This window comes from Micromonospora sp. NPDC020750 (assembly GCF_044334565.1).
Classification (GTDB): Bacteria; Actinomycetota; Actinomycetes; order Mycobacteriales; family Micromonosporaceae; genus Micromonospora.
In genome coordinates, this window is record NZ_JBIRTH010000020.1 from 1 (window position 1) to 18,531 (window position 18,531).

The window sequence follows — 18,531 nt, forward strand, 5'->3', positions numbered from 1 at the left end:
ACTGGCAGAAGATCACCCCCGCCCTGCGGGAGATCTACACCGCCCCCACCGTCGCGGCCGCGGAGGCCCGTTTCGAGGCGTTCGCCGCCGAGTTCGGTGACCAGTACCCTGCCGTCATCCGGCTGTGGCGGACCTCGTGGCCGCAGTTCGTGCCGTTCCTGGACTACGACCACGAGGTCCGCAAGGTTCTCTACACCACCAACATCATCGAGAGCCTGAACGCCCGGTTCCGGCAGGCCGCCCGCAGGCGAGGGCACTTCCCGACCGAGCAGGCCGCGATGAAGGTCCTCTACCTCGTCGTCCAGCAGAAACGTAAGGGCGGCGGGAGTATCACCGGCCGGGTCTACGGTTGGGCCAAGGCCCTCAACGCCCTGATCCTCGCCTACGGCGACGGATCACCATCTAACAACCTCGATCACACCCACCGGTCAAACACGGAAATCGCCACACTCCCACCCGCGGAGTCCGCAGCTCAGGTGCGGATGTTGGGCAGGTTGACCCCGCAGGTGCGTTCGATGAACTCCCCCGCGCGGCGTCCGCTCGCCTTCACCGCCGTGCCGTTCGGCACGGCCGCCTCCGCAGCGGACGCGTCGTCGTGCTCGTGCGCGGCCGTGCCGGCGTCGTGACCGGCCGCCTCCGGGCTCGATCCGGTCGGGCCGTGGTCGTGCGGGGTGGTGGGCTCGGGTCCCCCCAGTGCACCGGCGAGCCGCTCCAGGTCCGGGGTGAGCTCCCGTGGTGCGGAGCGGATCAGGGCGGCCATCGCCTCGACCCGCTGCTCACTGGTGAGCTCGCTCTGGTTGACCAGAGCGAAGGTCTGCGCCTCGGCGCAGAACTGGCTCCGGCCCGACCAGTCCGAGGGCAGATCCGGCCGAGACAGCCACCACCCGCCCAGCGCGGCGGCGGCCACCGCGACCACCGCCGCACCGGAGAACAGCAGACGACGATCAGACGTTGTCATTGATCGCGGTGATGTCATGGCTGTCGAAGTTCTTGGGCCAGATCTCGCTGCGCATACACGAGTTGTTGTCCGTGTCGGCGCTCTTCGAGCGGTGGCCCAGCGAGCCGGTGTGCCCGAGTTCGTGACAGCCGAGGCTCTGCCAGTAGCCCGTGGACTTGCCGCTCATCGTCCGGGTGTTGAATTTGACGTCGTACTGGTCGCACAGCCCGTTCCACCAGTTGGTGTCGGTGCAGGTCGTCTGCCCGTACCAAGAACTGGAGTACGACTTGTCGTAGACGTGGATGTCCCCGCCGCCGGTCGAGGTGTTGATCTGCGAGCGGTCGAGCTGAGCCCGGCCGTGCGAGACCGCCGCCTTGCCGGCGCTCGTCAGCGAGTTCGACTCCACCGCCTGTTCCTTGTTGTCCGGCTTGCCGCTGTTGGCCTTGCCGCCGTGCCCGGCCATGGCCGGTGGCGCCAACGCCACCACGGCGATCAGCGTGGTACCGAGGACGATCGTCGTGCGCTTCATTCCCCACTCTCCTCCGGAGGCTGCGGCAGCTCCGCGGTCGGCATCGACTCGGTCAGCGTGCCGGCGGCGACCTGCCCGCTCGCCGCGACGACCGTGTTGTTCAGGAACGAGGGCGCCATCGTGGTGATCGACGTGGCCAGCTCGTTCTCCGCGTTGCTGGGCCGCAGCGCGCCGTCGACCACCAGCGGCCGCCCGTCGGAGCTGGCCAGCTGGTAGGTGTAGGGGTTGCTGGTGCCGACGGCGCGGCGCAGGAAGAAGTAGCCGGTGTCGCCCACCGCACTCCAGGCCACGTTGTTGGAGATGTAGCCGCGCCCCTCCTCGTCCCAGCCCTCCTCCTCGAGGGTGATGGACGGCGGGATGATCAGGTTCTTCGGGTTGTGCAGGACGTCGTACTGGTTGATCGTCACCGTCCGCAGCCGGATGTCACCGCCAACCGCCGCCGGGTCCTCGTCGGCGCTGGCCAGCCGGCCGGGCTCCACCGAGGTGACCGTGCCGAAGACCACCAGGTGTGAGGTGGCGGTCATCTGCTCGACGGTCTGGAAGTCGTACATCTCCTTGCCGAAGGCAAGCGCCTCGGGCTGTGTGTCGTAGCGCACGCCGGGGTCGGCCCGGCCGACACCCACGGCCGCCACGAGCGCGGCCACCGCGACGGCCCCTGCCGCCGTCAGGCCCAGCCGGCGTAGGCCGGGACGCCTGAGTTTCTCCACTCGCCGTTCTCCCTTTTCGAGGTGAGGCGCGGCCGGTGCCGGCCGCGCGTCCCGACCGAACGGCCGAAGGGCCGCCAGATCAGGACGGGATACACGGTCCACACCCGTGGATGCAGGATGCTTGCAACCGGCTTGCAGCTCGTCCACTGCGGACCGTCATACTCGCCGGTGGGGAGGTGGCGGTGGAGTTCCGGGTGTTGGGCACGGTCGAGGTGTGGGCGCACGGCGTCCAGGTCGACCTCGGTGGGCGCCAGCCTCGCCTCGTTCTCGCGACGCTGCTGCTGGAGCCGGACCGGGTGGTGGCGGTGGATCGGCTGATCGACCTGGTCTGGGGTCCGGCGCCGCCGCGCAGCGCCCGGGGCACCGTGCAGGCACTGGTCTCCCGGCTGCGCACCGCGTTGCGGCAGGCGGGGGTGCCGGTGGAACTGATCGGCCGTGCGCCCGGCTACCTGCTCCGGGTCGACCCGCTGGCGGTTGACGCGCACCGGTTCACCGACATGGTCGCGCGGGCGCGGGCGGCCGGCGACGACGCCGTGGCCCTGTTCGACCAGGCGCTGGCGCTGTGGCGGGGGGAGCCGCTCGCCGACGTGGCCGACGAGGAGGTGCGGCACCGGCTCTGCGCCGGCCTGCGCGAGGCCCGCTGGACGGCGGTCGAGGATCGGGCCGACGTGCTGCTGCGGCGGGGGCGTTCCCGGCAGGTTGCCGACGAGTTGACCGACGCGGTGGCCCGGCAACCCGGACGCCAGCGGCTGGTCGGTCAGCTCATGCTGGCCCTGTACCGGGAGGGCGGCGCCGACCGGGCGCTGGCCACCTACCGGCAGGTACGCGATCGGCTCGCCGACGAACTCGGCCTCGACCCGGCCCCGGCGCTGCGCCGCCTTGAGGAGCGGATCCTGCGCGCCGACCCGACGCTGGGGCCGCCCGCCGACGTCGCCGGACCGGGCGGCGACGACCGCTCCGCGCTCGTCCGCCCCGCCGGGCTGCCGCACAGCAGCACGACCCTCACCGGACGGGACGCCGAGCTGGAACGGCTCGACGCCGGGTTGGCGGAGCCGGCCGGCCGTACCCGGATCTGGGCGATCAGCGGCACCGCCGGGGTGGGCAAGACCGCCCTGGCGCTGCACTGGGCCCACCGGGTCCGCGCGGAGTTCCCGGACGGGCAGCTCCACCTCGACCTGCGTGGCTTCGACGCCGACCGGGAGCCGATGCCGGTGGAGACGGCGCTGACCCACCTGCTGACCGCGCTCGGGGTCGACCCGAGGGCGGTGCCGGACGGGTTGGACGGCCGAACGGCGCTGCTCCGCTCGCTACTGGCCGGTCGGGACATGCTGCTGGTGCTGGACAACGCCCGCCACGCCGACCAGGTGCTGCCGCTCATCCCGTCCCGCGGCACCGTGCTCGTCACCAGCCGGCACCGCCTCGGTGACCTCGTGGTCCGCGCCGACGCCCGGCTGCTCCCGTTGGACGTACTCACCCCGGTGGCGTCGGTACGTCTCCTGGCGACGCTGCTGGGTGCGGCGGCCGTGCGGGCCGACCCGGCGGCGGCAGCGAAGCTGGCTCGGCTCTGCGGCCACCTGCCACTGGCCCTGCGCATCGCCGCGGCCAACGTGCAGTCGGCCGGCAGGGCGGACATCGCCGGCCTGGTCCGCGAGCTGGCCGACGGGGACCGGCTGGCCGGGTTGACCGTCGACGGCGCCGAGGAGGGGGCGGTGACGAAGGCGTTCGCCCTGTCGTACCGGGTGTTGTCCGGGCCGCAGCGGGAACTGTTCCGCCGCCTCGGCCTGGTGCCCGGGGCGAGCATCACCGCCGGCCCGGCCGGCGCGGTCGCCGGCGTGCCGGTGCCCACCGCGACCCGGCGACTGCGGGCCCTGGCGGCGGCGCACCTGCTGGAGCGACACCCCGGCGAGCGCTACCGCTTCCACGACCTGCTGCGCCGGTACGCCGTGGACCGGCTCACCGCGGAGGACGACGAGGCGGCCCGCGGGGTGGCCCGGAGGCGGCTGTTCGACCACTACCTGGACACGGCCGACGCGGCGGGCCGCCGGGTCATTCCGCATTTCGTGCGGCTGCCGCGGCCGGTGGCAGCGGACCCCTTCCCCGACACCGACGCCGCCCTGGCCTGGTTGGATGCCGAGTGGGCGAACCTTACGGCGGCGGTCGAAGAGGCCGCCCGGTGCGGTCCCCGCCGGTACGCCTGGCATCTCACCGACGCGCTGCGCGCCTACTTCCACCAGCGGGGTCGTCGGGAGGAGTGGCTGAACGCGGCGACGGTGGCGCTGGCCGCCGCCCAGACCGACGGTGACGCCCGCGCCCAGGCCGCGATGCACCAGAGCATCGCGCTCGTGCAGGTCAACAGCGGCCGGTACGAGGAGGCCCGCGAGCACCTGCTCGAAGGGCTGCGGTGCAGCGACGCGGACAGCTGGCAGGAGGGACGGGCCGGGATCCTGAACAACCTCAGCGCGGTGCACCAGCGGCTCGGCGACCCGCACGCGGCGATCGACTGCGCCCGCCTGTCGTTGGCGCTCAACCGCCGGTCGGGCAATGACGGCGGGGAGGCCATGTCCCTGGCCAACCTCGGGTTCTCGCATTGGCAGCTCGGCGCGTTCGCGGAGGCGGACGCCCACTTCCGGGCCGCACTGGAGCGCGGGGAGCGGGCCGGGGCGCACTACAACGTGGCCGTGCTCCTGGTCGACCTGGCCAACGTGCACCGGGACCGGGGCGACCCGGACGGCGCGGATGATCTCTACGCCCGCGCGCTCGCCGCCAATCGGGAGCTCGGCTACCGGTACGGTGAGGCGACCGCCCTGGCCGGCCGTGCGGTGCTCTGGAGCGACACGGATCGCGCCGAGCTGGCCCGTGCCGACGCCGAGCGGGCGGTGACGCTGACCCGGGAGATCGGCGACGCGGGCACCGAGGCGTGGGCTGCCGACGCGCTGGGGCGGGTGCTGCTGGCGCTGGGACACCCGGGCGAGGCGGCCGAGCAGCACCGCCGGTCCCTCGAACTTGCCCGGCGTACCCGATTCTGCTGGTGCGAGGCGACGGCCCTGACCAGCCTCGCCGCCGCCGAGCTGGCCGGGGGCGACCCGGAGGCCGCCGGGCGACACGGGCGGGCGGCGTTGGGCCTGGCCACCCGCTCGGGCTATCGGCCGCTTGAGATTCGGGCGTCCTATCTCCTCGCCCGGCTCGCGGAGCGGTCCGCGGACACGGCCGAGGCAGCGCGGCTGGACGGCCAGGCGACGCGGCTGGCCCGGGAGACCGGGTACGCGCTGCCGGGTCGCCCGGCACCGCAGCCGCAGCGCTAGACAGAACACGACGACGTACCCGCAGTCCTGGCCGAGTTCCACCGGGTGCTACGGCCCGGCGGAACCATACTGCTCGGATTCCACGCCGGCCAGGGCAGCCGGCTCAAGACGGAGGGCTACGGCGGCCACCCGATGAACGTCTACGTACACCGCCGCTCGCCTGAGCGGATCGCGGCCTGGCTGCTTGCCGCCGGCTTCACCGTCGAGGCCGAGATGGTGCACCACCCCGCCCCGAACGTCGAGGGCGGGTTCGTCTTCGCGCACCGGTAGATGGTCGGAGCACGCAGATCCACCCGTCCCAAGTTTCCTGAACTCTGGTGCGCTCGCCCATACGCTCCAGGTACAGCAGCCTACGAAGCCCGACCCAACAACTCCGCCAGCATGATCACCATCGCCACGGTCGACAACATCGCCAAACGCCTCACCTCCGAAACCATCCCAACCTGGCGAGACGGCTAAACCCACATAGCTGTCGAAGTGCGTGCATTGGATGTCCTCGGAGAGGTCCCGATCGCGTGTCTGCATCCGATCACCGGCTGGCCGGACCCGAACTCGTCGGGCGCGCGGAGCTGCTGACCCGCATCCGCTTCGCTCTGGCCGACCGTGGTGGCGTCTTGCTGCTCGGCCCGGCAGGCATCGGCAAGAGGGTGCTGCTCCGCGCTCTCGGCGAGGACAGCAGAGTCGGCGGCGAAACGTTCTGCTCAGCAGCCCGACCGCCGCCGAGGTCACCCAAGCCGGTCCTGACGGTCGGCCGTCGCTGACCCGGTAGAGGCAGAAGGGGACGCCGGGCTCCACCGCCCGGCGTTTCCTTCGTCGTCAGCCTGCTTGCGGCACCCAGAGGAGAATCCAGCCCTCGTCCGAGGGCAGCCCGTCCGTAGTCCTGCTGCGGACGTACAGGAAGTACACGTCGGGGACCTCCGGTGTGATGGTCACCAAATGTGAGACAGGGTCGTTATTTGTGCAGTCCCGGACGCAGGGTTTCTGCCGGCGCTGCCGTCAGGGCTGCAAGGTGCGCGAGTTGGATGCGGGAGTGGATGCCGAGCTTCCGGTAGACACGGGTGAGGTGTGCTTCGACTGTCTTGACACTGATGGTGAGGGCGGTGGCGATGTCGCGGTTGCTCGCTCCGCTGGCGGCGAACTCGACGCAGCGCTGTTCGGCGGAGGTGAGGCGGGGGAGCGTACTGCCGTGCGCGGGGACGGGCTCCAGTTGGTGGAGGGTGCGGGTGGCGGCTTCGATCCAGGGGTGTGCCTGGTGCGTGCTGAAGAGGTCGGCGGCGCTCTGCGCCGCGGTGCGGGCGCTGGCGCGTCGGCGTCCGCGCCGTTCGGTTTGACTGAGGGCCAGCAGGGTTCGACCACGTTCGATGGGTAGGTGGCGGAGGCGGTCGGCTGCGGCGGCGAGGCGGTCGGCGGCCGCATCGTAGTTGCCCAGGGTGGCTTCCAGGAGTGCCTGGGAGCGGTCGAGCGCGGGGAGGACGCAGCTTCTACCTAGATCAGTCGCGGTGCGACGGGTGTCGGTCAGCAGCTTGCGGGCTTGGTCGAGGTAGCCGAGGGAGATGAGAGATTGGGCGAGGTCGGCGTGCCAGCGCAGGATGGACGGGTCGCGGACCTGCTGGTGCTTTTCAAGTGCACGGACCTCTTCCAGCGCCTCCAGGGCTTCTTTCGGACGCCCGGTGACCAGGAGAAGATGTCCGAGGACGAAGAGGTTTCGGGAGAGGAAGACCTTGTTGTCCTCTCGGCGGGAGGTGTCCGCCCCGCGGCGTGCGTGAGCGAGGGCGGAGTCGGTGCACGAGGCGGTGCCCTCGACTAGGGCGGAGGTGTAGCAGGCCGGTGCGGGGTCCAAGGCGGCTCTGTCGGTAAGCGACAGGGCGCGGCCGGCGTAGTTGAGGGCCAGTCCGCACCGTCCGGCGCGTATCTCAACTTCGGCGAGGCTGCGCAGGACATCCACGGTGCCTTCGGCGTCTCCGGTCCGCTCGGCTTCGACGAGCAGGGGCAGCAGTGCGCTGCGGGCTTCGTCCAGACGGTCGTCGAAGATGGCGTGCCGGGCGGAGAGCTGTTCCGGTCTGGCGTTGAGGGGGATGTGAGGGCTGCGTGGCAGGGACAGGGCGTGGCCGAGCGTGGTGTCGGCTTGGGGGCGGCCGAGGATGCGTTGGATGCGTGCCTGCATCGTGAGGGCCATGGCGGTGGTGGCTGTGTCGCCAGCGTTCCGGGCGAGACTGGCGGCCCGGGCGGCCTGGGCGCATGCCCGGTCGGGATCGCCGTTGACGTTGGCCCAGATCGCCTGGCGGACGAGGATCTGCGCGGTCAGGTCCGGATGTTCGGCCGCTTCGTGAAGTGCGTCGGCGAACAGCTTGTCGCCGTTGTACAGGTGCTGTCCGCCTGAGTCGATCAGGGTGATGAGGGCGTTGACGCGGTTGGCGGGGCTGCTGTCGTGGTTCAGGACGAGGCGGACGGCAGCCTGGCCGCGGGGCAGGTCGCCGTTGTGGGCGGCGTCGCGTACGGCGGTCAGCGCCCGTTCGGTGAGCAGGTCGGCGTCGGCTTCCGGGGTGCGTTCGGCGGCGAGCAGGGAGAGCTCGGCCGCTAGTGCGGGTTCTCCGCGCAGCCGGGCGCGGTCGGCGGCGCGGTCGGCGCAGTCGGCCGACTGCGGGTCGTTGGTGTCGGCCGCCAGCGTGGTATGACGGTCGCGGCGGATGCTGTCGCGGCTGGCTTCGGCCAGGCGGGCGTGCAGGAGCCTGCGTGTGGCGACTGGCGGTCGGGCCGCGAGTTCGGCGCCGATCGCGGCGGCGGCGAACCGGATCTTCCCGTCGACCTGCCCGATGTTGATCAGTCCGGCTGCCTCGGCCTCGGCCAGGAGGTTTTCGGCGGGCGGGCCGGCGAGGCGGCTCAGCAGTTCGCGGTCGGGCCGGTCGTCGAGTGCGACGACCGTCAACAGTTCCTGAACTTCGGCCGACACAGTGCCCAGCCATCCGTTCACCAGTCGGCGGGCGGCCGGCGGTAGGACCAGGTCGTCTACGAGACCCTGAGCGGCCGGCAGGTCGGTGGTGAGGCCGCAGGCCCCGGCGAATGCGAGGGCTAGGGCCGGGTTCCCTCCACTGCGGATGTGGGCCTGCGTGACCTGGTAGGGGGTTAGCCGGTACGGCGACAGCAGGGTCGCGACCTGATCGGGTGTCAGCGCCGGGATGCGGACCGCGCACGGGTCCTCGCCGCACCAGTGGCCTTCGCTCCCCGGGCGCCAGGTTCGCTCTGCGGCTATGACGGGAAGGTCGGGAGCCAGACGCAGTGCCCAACGCAAGACGGCCGCGCTGGCCGTATCCAGCCACTGGGCGTTGTCCACCACCAGTGTCAGAGGCGGGGTGTCCAGCAGCAGGGTGGCGGTCAACCGGCGCAGCCGTAGAGCGGTCCCGGCGGGATCGGCAGAGCCCGGCACTCCAACGGCCTTGTCGATCCCGGTCGCGAGTTCCCGCGCGGCCGGCAGCGGTTGGAGGGCCAGTGCGAGTTCGAGCAGCCCGGTGTAGGGGACCCGGGCGTCCTGCGGGCTCGGAGCCAGCTTTAGGACAGGCAAGCCCAGCTGCTGCCCGAGTACACCGGCCGCAGCGGTCTTGCCGATCCCGGGCGGACCGAACAGCACCACCCGACGGGCGCCGTGGACGACGCCCGGTACCACCGGCAGCATGGTGCCGGTGGCCCCCTGATGCGCATTCACTGCCGTTGCAGAATCTGGCACCGGGTCATAGTGCGCCCGACGGGCCTTCGCGCACCAGAGCAAGGGGTTGCCCTGATTTCGGCCAGCCTCCGCCGTTCCTAGTGTCATCGCCAAAGCCGAGCTGTCACCGGTTGCCGGAGATCCCATCAACACGGGCCCTGCTGCCACACCCCTCAACCCATCTCGGCGGGAGGATTGCGATGTATCGAAGAACTGCCGTGGCGGCCGCTGTCGCGGTTGCGCTTACCCTGGGCACCGTGACTGGGGTGGCCACCCAGTCGACCGCAGCCACCCCGCCCCCTACACCGACGGTGGCGCAGAGCCCGCTGTCGCTGGCGATCTCTGCAGCCGACCGCGCCGCCGACGGCGGTCACGACGCGCTGGCGAAAGGCCCCTTCGAGCAGTACGACCGTCGCATGGTGATCCCGTGGGTGGACGGCCTGTTCTCCATTGCCTACGAGCGCACCTACCGGGGCCTGCCGGTGGTCGGCGGCGACGCCGCCGTGCTCGCCGACGCCCGGGGCGCCATCCGGGCGATCTCGGCCGCCACCAAGACGAAGATCAACGTCTCCGTCGTGCCGACGGTCGCCGCCGACCGCGCCGAGCAGACCGCCAAGGGCCTGCTCACCAAGGTCGACCGGGTCGAGTCGCGCACCCTCGTGGTGCACGTCAAGGACAGCACCGCGCGACTCGCGTGGGAGGTCGTCGTCGCCGGACGCACCGCCTCGGCGCCCAGCCACCTGCATGTCTTCGTGGACGCGCGCAACGGCCAGGTGCTGGCCAAGCAGGAGGACGCCGCGGCCGGTTCCGGCACCGGCAAGTGGAACGGGCCCAGCCCACTGTCGATCACCACGTCGCAGTCGGGCAGCACGTACTACCTGCGCGACACCACGCGCACCGGCCTGAACTGCCAGGACTACAGCACCAGCACCGTCTTCTCCGGCGCCGACGACAGCTGGGGCAACGGAGTGGGCACAAGCAAGGAGACCGGCTGCGTCGACGCACTGTACTCGGCGCAGAAGGAATGGGAGATGCTGTCGGCCTGGCTGGGCCGCAACGGGCACAACGGCAACGGCGGCAGCTGGCCGATCAAGGTCGGCCTGAACGAGCAGAACGCCTACTGGGACGGCTCGACGATCACGATCGGCAAGAACTCGGCGGGCAACTGGATCTCCTCGATGGATGTGGTGGGTCACGAGTTCGGCCACGGCATGGACCAGAACACCCCCGGCGGCACCAGCTCCGAAGCCGGCCTCGGTGAAGCCACCGGCGACATCTTCGGCGCGCTGACCGAGGCATACGCCAACCAGTCCAGCGCCTACGACGAACCCGACTACCTGGTCGGTGAGGAGATCGACCTCGTCGGCGACGGCCCGATCCGCAACATGTACGACCCGTCGCTGGTCGGCGGCCACCCGAACTGTTACTCCTCGTCGATTCCCAACACCGAGGTACACGCGGCCGCAGGTCCGCTCAACCACTGGTTCTACCTGCTCGCCGAGGGCAGCGCGCCGGGCGGCGGCAAGCCGAACAGCCCCATCTGCTCGGGCGGCCCGTCGTCGGTCACCGGCGTGGGCATCCAGTCCGCCGGAAAGATCTTCTACGGCGGCATGCTGCTGAAGACCTCCGGCATGACCCACAAGAAGTACCGCACCGCGACCCTGACCGCCGCGAAGAACCTGGACTCCTCGTGCGTCCTGTTCAACCGGACCAAGGACGCGTGGAACGCGGTCGCGGTCCCGGCCCAGACCGGCGACCCGACCTGCACCGGTTCCAGCACCGACTTCTCCGTCTCGGTCAGTCCCACCTCGGGCAGCGTCAACGCGGGCTCCTCGGTCACCGCGACGGTCAACACCGCGACCGTCTCCGGCAGCGCGCAGACCGTGTCGCTGACCTCCTCGGGTGCCCCGTCGGGGGTCACCGTGTCGTTCAGCCCGACGTCGGTGACGTCGGGCAACAGCTCCACGATGACGGTGGCGACCACCTCCAGTGCGGCTGCGGGCACGTACACCATCACCGTGACCGGCACCGGTTCGGTCACCCACACCGCGCAGTACACGCTCACGGTCAACGGCGGCACCCCCGGTGGCACCGCGCCGGATATCGACGTCGCCAACGTGCAGGCGCACCTGACACAGCTCAGCACCATCGCCACCAACAACGGCGGCACCCGCCGCTCGACCGGCCAGGGCTACCTGCAGTCGGTGGCGTACGTCAAGGGCAAGCTGCAGGCCGCCGGCTTCACTGTCACCGAGCAGCCCTGCACCTCCGGCTGCACCAGCGGTGCAGGCCCGAACCTGATCGCCGAGTGGCCGGGCGGTAACGCGAGCGACGTCTATATGTTCGGCGCCCACCTGGACGGCGTCTCGGTCGGTCCGGGCATCAACGACAACGGCTCCGGCTCGGCGGCGCTGCTCGAGGTCGCCCTCGCGCTGGCCGCGCAGAACCCGACCATGCTGAACAAGGTCCGCTTTGGCTGGTGGACCGACGAGGAACAGGGCCTCAACGGCTCCAAGTTCTACGTCAACTCGCTGACCAGTACCCAGCGAACGGCGATCAAGGCCTACTACAACTTCGACATGATTGCGTCGAAGAACGGCGGCTACTTCATCAACAACATCACCTCGACCGCGTCGCAGCCGATGAAGGCGTACTGGGACTCCCTCAGCCTGCAGCCGGAGGAGAACGTCGAGGGCCAGGGCCGTTCCGACGACTACTCGTTCCAGAACGCGGGCATCCCGACCTCCGGTTACGCGATGGGCGCCAGCGCCACCAAGACGTCGGCCCAGGCGTCGAAGTGGGGCGGCACGGCCGGTCAGTCCTACGACTCCTGCTATCACTCCTCGTGCGACACCCTCAGCAACATCGACGCCACCGCGCTGAACCGGGCTGCCGACGGCATCGCCTACACGCTGTGGAACCGGGCGGTCGGCACCTCGACGCCGACCAACGACTTCTCGATCTCGGCCAGCCCCTCGTCGGGCACCGTGAACGCGGGGTCCAGCACCACGACCACCGTCGGGACCGTCACCACCTCGGGCAGCGCCCAGACGGTGACCCTGACCGCCAGCGGCGCCCCCACGGGCGTAACGGTCTCGTTCAGCCCGTCGTCGGTGACCTCCGGCAGCTCGTCGACCGCCACCATTGCGGTCGGCTCGTCGGTGGCCGGCGGCACCTACACCATCACCATCACCGGCACGGGGTCGGTGTCGCACAGCACCACGTACACGCTGACCGTGCCCGGCGGACCGGGCGGCTGTACCGCCGCCCAGCTGATCGTCAACGGAGGGTTCGAGAGGGGCACCTCGCCGTGGACCGGCTCCACCGGCGCGATCGGCACCTCTATCGGGCAGGTGCCGCGCAGCGGCACCCGGTACGCGTGGCTCGGCGGTTACGGCTACACCGCGACCGAGGCCATCAGCCAGACCGTCACCATCCCGTCGGGCTGCACCAGTGCGGTGCTGACCTACTGGCTGCACATCGACACGAACGAGTACGGGGCGCTCGCCTACGACGTGTTCACGATCAAGGCCAACGGCACCACCGTGGCGTCGCTGTCCAACATGAACGCTGCCACGGGCTACACGCAGCGCACCGTCAACCTCGGCGCGTACGCCGGCCAGACGGTCACGCTGACCTTCACCGGCACCGAGGACGCCTACCTGCAGACCAGCTTCGTGCTGGACGACGTGACCCTGCAGATCGGCTGAGTTCAACGGCAGGGTGGGGCGCTCGCCCCACCCTGCCGCAGGTCCTACGCCTGCGACTGCCGCAGCTCGACTGGCCAGAACCGGCGAGGGCCGAGGACATCCGCGCGGTCGCGCCGGCGGCACGCCGGGAGCTGGGCCTCGACGACGGACCGGTGCCGCACATGGTGCGGCTGCTGGAGGCACACGGGGTGATCGTGTTGTCCCTGCCGGACGCCTCCGAACGGGTCGACGCGTTCTCAGAGGCCGGTCCGGAGACCTTTGTGCTGATCTATGCCTTGGATGTGGTTGAGGCTCTTTCGGTGGGTTCGCCTGGATAGCGGCCGGTCGATGCGCGGAAGATGAGTCATGGTCGTGACCGTCGGCCTGCTGCGGCGTTAGGTCGGTCATGGGTGATCGGAAGCCGTATCCCAGTGACGTCAGCGACGAGCAGTGGGCGTTGATCGGGCCGTTCCTGCAGGCGTGGAAAGTCAGGCGGGTGGCGGTGTCGGTGTCGGGTCGTGAGGGTGACTACGACCTGCGGGAGATCGTGAACGCGATCTTCTACCAGAACCGGACCGGTTGTCAGTGGGCGTACCTGCCGCACGACCTGCCGCCGAAATCGGCCACCTACTACTACTTCGCGCTGTGGCGTGACGACGGCACCGACCAGGTGATCCATGACCTGCTGCGTTGCCAGGCGCGGGAGAAGGTCGGCCGTCGGGAGGATCCGAGCGCGGTGGTGTTGGACACCCAGTCGATTCGGGCGGCGAACCACGTCCCGGCGGCCACGACCGGCAAGGACGCGGCGAAGAAGGTGTCGGGGCGTAAGCGGGGTCTGGCCGTGGACACGCTGGGGCTGATCATCGCGGTGGTGGTGACCGCGGCGTCGGTTACTGACAACGCCATCGGCATCCGGCTGCTCGACAAGGTCGTCGCGCACACCCCGACGGTGACCCGCGCCTGGGTCGACGCCGGGTTCAAACAGGACCTCGCCCTGCACGGCGCCGTCCTGGGCATCGATATCGAGGTCGTCAAACGCTCCGACACCAGGCCCGGGTTCGTACCGATCCGCAGACGGTGGATCGTCGAACAGGTCAACGGCACGCTGATGTTGCACCGCCGCCTTGCACGTGAGTACGAGAGTCGACCTGAATCCTCGGTGTCACGAACGCTGTGGGCATCGACGGCGAACATCGTGCGCCGGCTGACCGGGACCAGCACACCCTCCTGGCGGCACCGGTGAACCTTCCCACCGTCCTCGACCTCATCACCGACCGCGAAACCACCGCACGCCAGCACGCCGACCGACTCCGCGACCAGATCACCACCCTCACCGCCGAACTCGCCCGCATCGACGGCGAACTGGCCGACCTGGCAACCACCCGCGCCACCCTGCGCACCCTCGCCGCCGCCGAGTTCACCGCCGACGACCCCACCATCGCCAGCGCTCCCTACCAGCAGATCCTGCACACTCTCAGCACCGCGCCCGCCGGCATGCGCGCCAACGGCATCTGCCTCGCACTCGGCGTCGAACCTCTACCGAAACACGTCGAAGGCACCCGCGCGAAGCTGAAACGCATGGTCAACCACCGCGTCCTCACCGAAGACGAACCCGGTGTATTCACCCTCACCCCGAAACGGACGTAGTACTGCGAACCGGCCTCTGACAGGTGGGTGATTCCTTCTATCGCACCGATCCGAGGACGGCAAGTCCGGCTACTCCGGCCCATCCGCTCGGCCACCGAACGCTTCCACGCCTTCCAAGGTCGCCATCACCGCCTCCATGGCCTCCTTCGCGATCGTCGCCTCAGGCTCGCTCAGCTCCATGGTTGTTATAGGATTACGGCATGAGTGCCCATGCTGAGCATGGACGCCGTGAATTTGTGTTTGAATCCCCCCTCGGACACAAGCATGTTTCATCTGTGCAACGTATGACGTAGCGGTGGTCAAGTGTGCTTGACCACCGCCGAAATCCCTCCAAGACGGAGCCCAGCACTGCTCGTAGTGGCAGGCTGGGTGCGAGAGCTGCGACGTCGCGCGCCAGCTCATCGGTCATCCCTGCTGTTGTTGTGTCCGGTCAGCCGAGCGGCGCACGCGGTGTTCCTCGCCCACCTGCCGCGGTGATGAAGCGGCCTCCGCTACCGCTTCCGAGCCTTGCCGTCACCCGCAGTCGCGTGGCTGTTTACGGCTTGGTCACGCTCAATGCGCATGGTCGAATCGCTGGTCGGCCGGCGGGCCGTGCTGGGGGGCCGGCGACCGCGCGGACCGCCCTTGGGCATTAGCGCCGCAGCGCGCGGAAGGTCCAGTTGTCGCTACTGGGGCCGGGTGCGGCGTCGCCGTAGTCGGCGGTCACGGTGACATCGGTGAAGCCGGCATCGACCAGAAGCTGCCTGAACTCCGCGATACTCCAGAGCTGCAGCCGGAACAGCTGTAGTTCGCTGCCGACCAGAGCGCCGTCGTGCCACTTGTCATACCGCAGCCATTCGGTCCTCTGGTTGGTCGCCCGGTCGTACTCGACTCGCAGCGTCTGGAGCGTCCAGACGTAGTCATTCCTGCGCCAGTAGCGCATCGGCGCGGCGTCCGTGACCAGGTCGGGAGCCGGTACGTCGATCAGCAAGCAGCCGCCAGGCGTAAGGTTCTGATAAAAATTCGCCAGTGCGCGGGCTGTGGCCTCCCTTCCGTCCAGAAGCACGATGGAGCCCGCCGGGATGATCACAGCCGAATACGCTCCGGGGCGCAGGAAGTCTGCCATGTCGGCGTGATGCAGGAGCGGGGCAAGATCCCGGCTCGCGCACTCGGCACGGCACAGAGCGAGCATGTCAGCGGAGGTGTCACACCCTTCGACCCGTAGACCAGACTCCAGCAGCGGAACCAGCACCCGGCCGGTGCCGACCGCGGGCTCCAACACGGATCCCTCGATGCCGTCGAGCTGGCGTCGGTAGTACTCGACGTCGCCGAACGAGTGCCCGATCGGTTTGTCGAGGTTGTAGACCTCGGTGGACAGCGGGCCGTAGTTCCATCCCAACGCGCAAATCTCCTCACTGATTGTGATCGGAGTGCCACCGCCCGCACGTGTGGGCGGTGGCACTCCGACCGGCCGGTCGCATCCTAGTGCCTCGTCTTTGAACGTTGATCGTGTATTCCGTCGGTTCTGAGGATCTGTCGGCAGGCTGTCTCGCGGCACGTTGAGCTATGGGAGGTGGTGGCTGGTGGGTAGACAGCCGGCGGTGTTTGTCCGGCAGGTGTCGATGGCCGGCGGCAAGCGGTTGCAGCGGATCTCTCGGTTGGCGAAGGATCCGGGGCGCTGTTGCGTTGACGGTCGGGTGGACGCGCGCAGCCGAGTCGGCGCTACTTTGTGCGCAGCCGCGAGCAGCCGGCCAGGATCTACGGCGCGTACCGATGTCTGGTCCTTGATGTGCAGCGGCCACGGTCCGACCTGGTGGTGGACTCGTGCGCCGGCGGCGGGCCATGCCTCGTCAACGTCGCGGATATGGGCCGCACCCACTACCCAGCTGGCGTAGCTCCAACCGTCAGCGAGCACGGCAAAGATGCGATCCGGCCGAGCGTGCGTCCCCTGTGGACGGTCGGGTCGATGTCGTCGACGACGAGGGACGAGGAGGGCTCGCCGCCGCCCGGGGATCAGCGACCTCCCGGTGAACGAGACGGACAGGTTGCCGCGGGCGGTCCTCGGTTATCAGGGCCGCCCGCGGCCGGTCACTGTGCGGGCGGTGTCACGGGGTCCAGAAGTTGCCGGAGACCACGATCATCGTCTGCAGCTGCAGGCTCGCCGAGTAGTAGCCCGAGGTGTCCAGCAGCGTCGACTTGATCTTGTTCCAGAGTGCGTCGAGCCAGGCCTGGCTGCCCGGGTCGGTCATCGCGGTCACCGCGAACGGCGCGAAGAACGCCGCCTCGGAGCCCGAGCTGAGCGCGGTGCCGTCGAGGGAGTAGCCGACGGCGATGTTCGACGGGTTGCCGCCGGTCTTGGCCTTGACCCAGGTGTTCAGCTTGCGGGCCGCGGCCAGCGACTGCGCGTCGCCGCTGGTGACCGCGTCGGCCCCGATCCGCCACGGGTCGCGGCAGGCGTTCCACCAGTACTTGCCGTCGTTGGGGTCCTCCAGCACCTGCCCGGTGGCGGGCTTCGGCGTGGTGTTCGTGTTGATCACGAAGTCGGGCAGCAGACCGGTGTTGGGGGCGTAGCCGCTCTGCAGCGACGCGGTGACGGACTGGTGCTTGGCCAGGATGGTGTCCCAGGCGGTGTCGCCTGTCGCCTTCCGAAAGGCGCGGAAGTGGCCGGGCATCCAGTCCGAGGTGCGGCTGAGGTAGTAGTACGAGTCGCCGGCGCTGCTCCAGTCGCCGAGCAGGGTCAGCTTGGTGGTGGCGTTGATCTCGCTGGCCTTGATCGCGTTGATCCGGGTGACGGCGAGCGACTTGTAGTTGTAGGCGCCGGTGCTGCCCCACTGCTTGTCGGCCAGCAGCAGCCCGTACGCGATCTCCAGGTCGCCGTCGGTGGCGGAGTCGGAACCGTTGACCGAGATGCAGGAGGTGTTCTGCTCGGCGGCGTGCAGGTTCGGGTTGTTGACCGACGGATGCGCCAGCACGTACTTGAGCAGGCCGTCGAACTGCGTCTTTGCGTTGGGGTCGGCGCCGGCCATCAGCGCGGTGATGACCATGCCGTAGCCCTGCGCCTCGGCGACGTACGGGTGGTCGGCGTCGGGGGAGTAGACCTCGTACCAGCCGTTGCCGCAGTTCTGCTTGATGAACGCGTTCTTCCAGGTGTTGTAGTAGCTGATCACGGTCTGGTCGTGCGTGGACGCGGCGCCGGACAGCTTGAGAGTGCCCGCGGCGTACGGCCGCAGGTGCGAGCCGAACGGCACGGCAACTCCGCCGGGCGGGGGAGAGGAACTCGGGGAGGGGCTCGGCGTGCCCGTCGGCGCGTAGACCTCGAACTCGTACAGCGAGTACCCGTACGTGGTGCCGCGGGCGGTGCCGTACATCCGGATGTAGCGCCCGCTGGCGGTGAGTCCGGTGAGGTCGTCGGTACCGCCGTTGCCGGTGGTGGTGGAGTAGATCGTGGTCCAGGTGCTTGCGTCGGGCGAGACCTCGATGCGGTACGCCTTGCCGTAGGCGGCCTCCCAGCGCAGTGTCACCTGTCCGATCTGCTGGCTGCTGCCCAGGTCGATGCGGATCCACTGTGGGTCGGTGCCCTCGGTGCTGGCCCAGCGGGTCGAGGTCGAGCCGTCGACGGCCTTGTCGCCGCCGAGCGAGGAGGTTTCGGTGGAGGAGACGGCGGTGGTGCGGCCCAGGGCCAGGTTGGTGGCGGCCTCGGCGGACGTGGCGAGGCCGAGCCCGCCGAGAAGTGTGCCGGTGGTGGCCACGGCGGCGGCCGCGAGCATGGGGCGGGCCCGTCCGGGCCAGGCTGTTCTGCGCATCATTGCGGGACTCCCTACGGAGGGTCGCGGTGCGTGCCGCAGCTGCGGCACGCGGTGATACGAGCGGACATGTGACCGCACGGGGGGCGTCGGCGAGCGGTCGCGATGGCCCAGGGCCCCGGGCTCGGGGGGAACGTATGCCAGGAGACGCCCGTCACACAAGATGGTTAGGAAGATTGCCTAACGATTCTGTCGCACCTCTTGACCACTTTGGAGTCGTCGCCCTAGTCTCCGGCAT

The 18,531-nt window shown here is 69.8% G+C and carries 13 protein-coding genes; 8 read left to right on the forward strand and 5 right to left on the reverse strand.

Going from position 1 to position 18,531, the window contains the following annotated elements; translation table 11 throughout:
* Positions 1 to 626, forward strand: a 626-nt coding sequence (locus ACH4T9_RS31585) for a transposase (RefSeq protein WP_396675106.1), incomplete at its 5' end; no start/stop codon positions are given.
* Between the two features lie 318 nt (positions 627 to 944).
* On the opposite strand, the gene ACH4T9_RS31590 is transcribed toward ACH4T9_RS31585, so the two are convergent.
* Positions 945 to 1,466 (reverse strand): hypothetical protein, encoded by a 522-nt coding sequence (locus tag ACH4T9_RS31590; RefSeq protein ID WP_091630141.1) that lies wholly within the window; start codon positions 1,464 to 1,466, stop codon positions 945 to 947.
* Entirely contained in the window at positions 1,463 to 2,173 is a 711-nt protein-coding gene (locus ACH4T9_RS31595) for a hypothetical protein (protein WP_393159676.1), read from the reverse strand. The genes ACH4T9_RS31590 and ACH4T9_RS31595 overlap by 4 nt, the downstream gene beginning before the upstream one ends.
* A gap of 182 nt (positions 2,174 to 2,355) precedes the next feature.
* On the opposite strand from ACH4T9_RS31595, the gene ACH4T9_RS31600 reads away from it, so the two are divergent.
* The 3 genes from ACH4T9_RS31600 (at position 2,356) to ACH4T9_RS31610 (ending at position 6,236) form a co-directional block, all read left to right on the forward strand.
* Entirely contained in the window at positions 2,356 to 5,475 is a 3,120-nt protein-coding gene (locus ACH4T9_RS31600; protein ID WP_396675104.1) for an AfsR/SARP family transcriptional regulator, read from the forward strand.
* 132 nt (positions 5,476 to 5,607) lie between these two features.
* Positions 5,608 to 5,745, forward strand: a complete 138-nt coding sequence (locus ACH4T9_RS31605; RefSeq protein WP_393159672.1) for a hypothetical protein — start codon at positions 5,608 to 5,610, stop codon at positions 5,743 to 5,745.
* 245 nt (positions 5,746 to 5,990) lie between these two features.
* A complete protein-coding gene (locus ACH4T9_RS31610; RefSeq protein ID WP_091630143.1) occupies positions 5,991 to 6,236 on the forward strand; it encodes an ATP-binding protein in 246 nt (81 codons plus the stop codon).
* 191 nt (positions 6,237 to 6,427) lie between these two features.
* On the opposite strand, the gene ACH4T9_RS31615 is transcribed toward ACH4T9_RS31610, so the two are convergent.
* On the reverse strand, positions 6,428 to 9,196 hold the full coding sequence (locus ACH4T9_RS31615) for a LuxR C-terminal-related transcriptional regulator (RefSeq protein WP_396675103.1): 2,769 nt from the start codon (positions 9,194 to 9,196) through the stop codon (positions 6,428 to 6,430).
* Between the two features lie 236 nt (positions 9,197 to 9,432).
* On the opposite strand from ACH4T9_RS31615, the gene ACH4T9_RS31620 reads away from it, so the two are divergent.
* The 4 genes from ACH4T9_RS31620 to ACH4T9_RS31635 all read left to right on the forward strand — a co-directional run bounded on the left by ACH4T9_RS31620 (position 9,433) and on the right by ACH4T9_RS31635 (position 14,511).
* The gene (locus tag ACH4T9_RS31620) at positions 9,433 to 12,885 is read left to right on the forward strand and encodes a M28 family peptidase (RefSeq protein WP_396675102.1); all 3,453 of its coding nucleotides are present in this window, start codon (positions 9,433 to 9,435) and stop codon (positions 12,883 to 12,885) included.
* A gap of 161 nt (positions 12,886 to 13,046) precedes the next feature.
* Complete coding sequence (locus ACH4T9_RS31625; RefSeq protein ID WP_396675101.1) at positions 13,047 to 13,202, forward strand: hypothetical protein; 156 nt, start codon at positions 13,047 to 13,049, stop codon at positions 13,200 to 13,202.
* Between the two features lie 68 nt (positions 13,203 to 13,270).
* Positions 13,271 to 14,107: an IS5 family transposase gene (locus tag ACH4T9_RS31630; RefSeq protein WP_396675100.1), complete on the forward strand. Its 837-nt coding sequence runs from the start codon at positions 13,271 to 13,273 to the stop codon at positions 14,105 to 14,107.
* Positions 14,104 to 14,511 (forward strand): hypothetical protein, encoded by a 408-nt coding sequence (locus ACH4T9_RS31635; protein ID WP_396675098.1) that lies wholly within the window; start codon positions 14,104 to 14,106, stop codon positions 14,509 to 14,511. Before ACH4T9_RS31630 ends, ACH4T9_RS31635 begins: the two co-directional genes overlap by 4 nt.
* A 631-nt stretch (positions 14,512 to 15,142) precedes the next feature.
* On the opposite strand, the gene ACH4T9_RS31640 is transcribed toward ACH4T9_RS31635, so the two are convergent.
* Both ACH4T9_RS31640 and ACH4T9_RS31645 read right to left on the reverse strand, forming a co-directional pair.
* Positions 15,143 to 15,889 carry a class I SAM-dependent DNA methyltransferase gene (locus ACH4T9_RS31640; protein ID WP_396675097.1) on the reverse strand — a complete coding sequence of 249 codons (747 nt, stop codon included), beginning with the start codon at positions 15,887 to 15,889 and terminating at the stop codon, positions 15,143 to 15,145.
* Between the two features lie 706 nt (positions 15,890 to 16,595).
* On the reverse strand, positions 16,596 to 18,296 hold the full coding sequence (locus ACH4T9_RS31645) for a glycosyl hydrolase family 8 (protein ID WP_396675096.1): 1,701 nt from the start codon (positions 18,294 to 18,296) through the stop codon (positions 16,596 to 16,598).
* Positions 18,297 to 18,531: the final 235 nt, after the last annotated feature.

What these genes read in the sequence shown, in the direction of transcription:
- ACH4T9_RS31590 (WP_091630141.1), bottom strand. Translation starts at nt 1,466, where the DNA reads ATGAAGCGCACGACGATCGTCCTCGGTACCACGCTGATCGCCGTGGTG.
- ACH4T9_RS31605 (WP_393159672.1), top strand. Translation starts at nt 5,608, where the DNA reads ATGAACGTCTACGTACACCGCCGCTCGCCTGAGCGGATCGCGGCCTGG.
- ACH4T9_RS31625 (WP_396675101.1), top strand. Translation starts at nt 13,047, where the DNA reads ATGGTGCGGCTGCTGGAGGCACACGGGGTGATCGTGTTGTCCCTGCCG.
- ACH4T9_RS31630 (WP_396675100.1), top strand. Translation starts at nt 13,271, where the DNA reads ATGGGTGATCGGAAGCCGTATCCCAGTGACGTCAGCGACGAGCAGTGG.
- ACH4T9_RS31645 (WP_396675096.1), bottom strand. Translation starts at nt 18,296, where the DNA reads ATGATGCGCAGAACAGCCTGGCCCGGACGGGCCCGCCCCATGCTCGCG.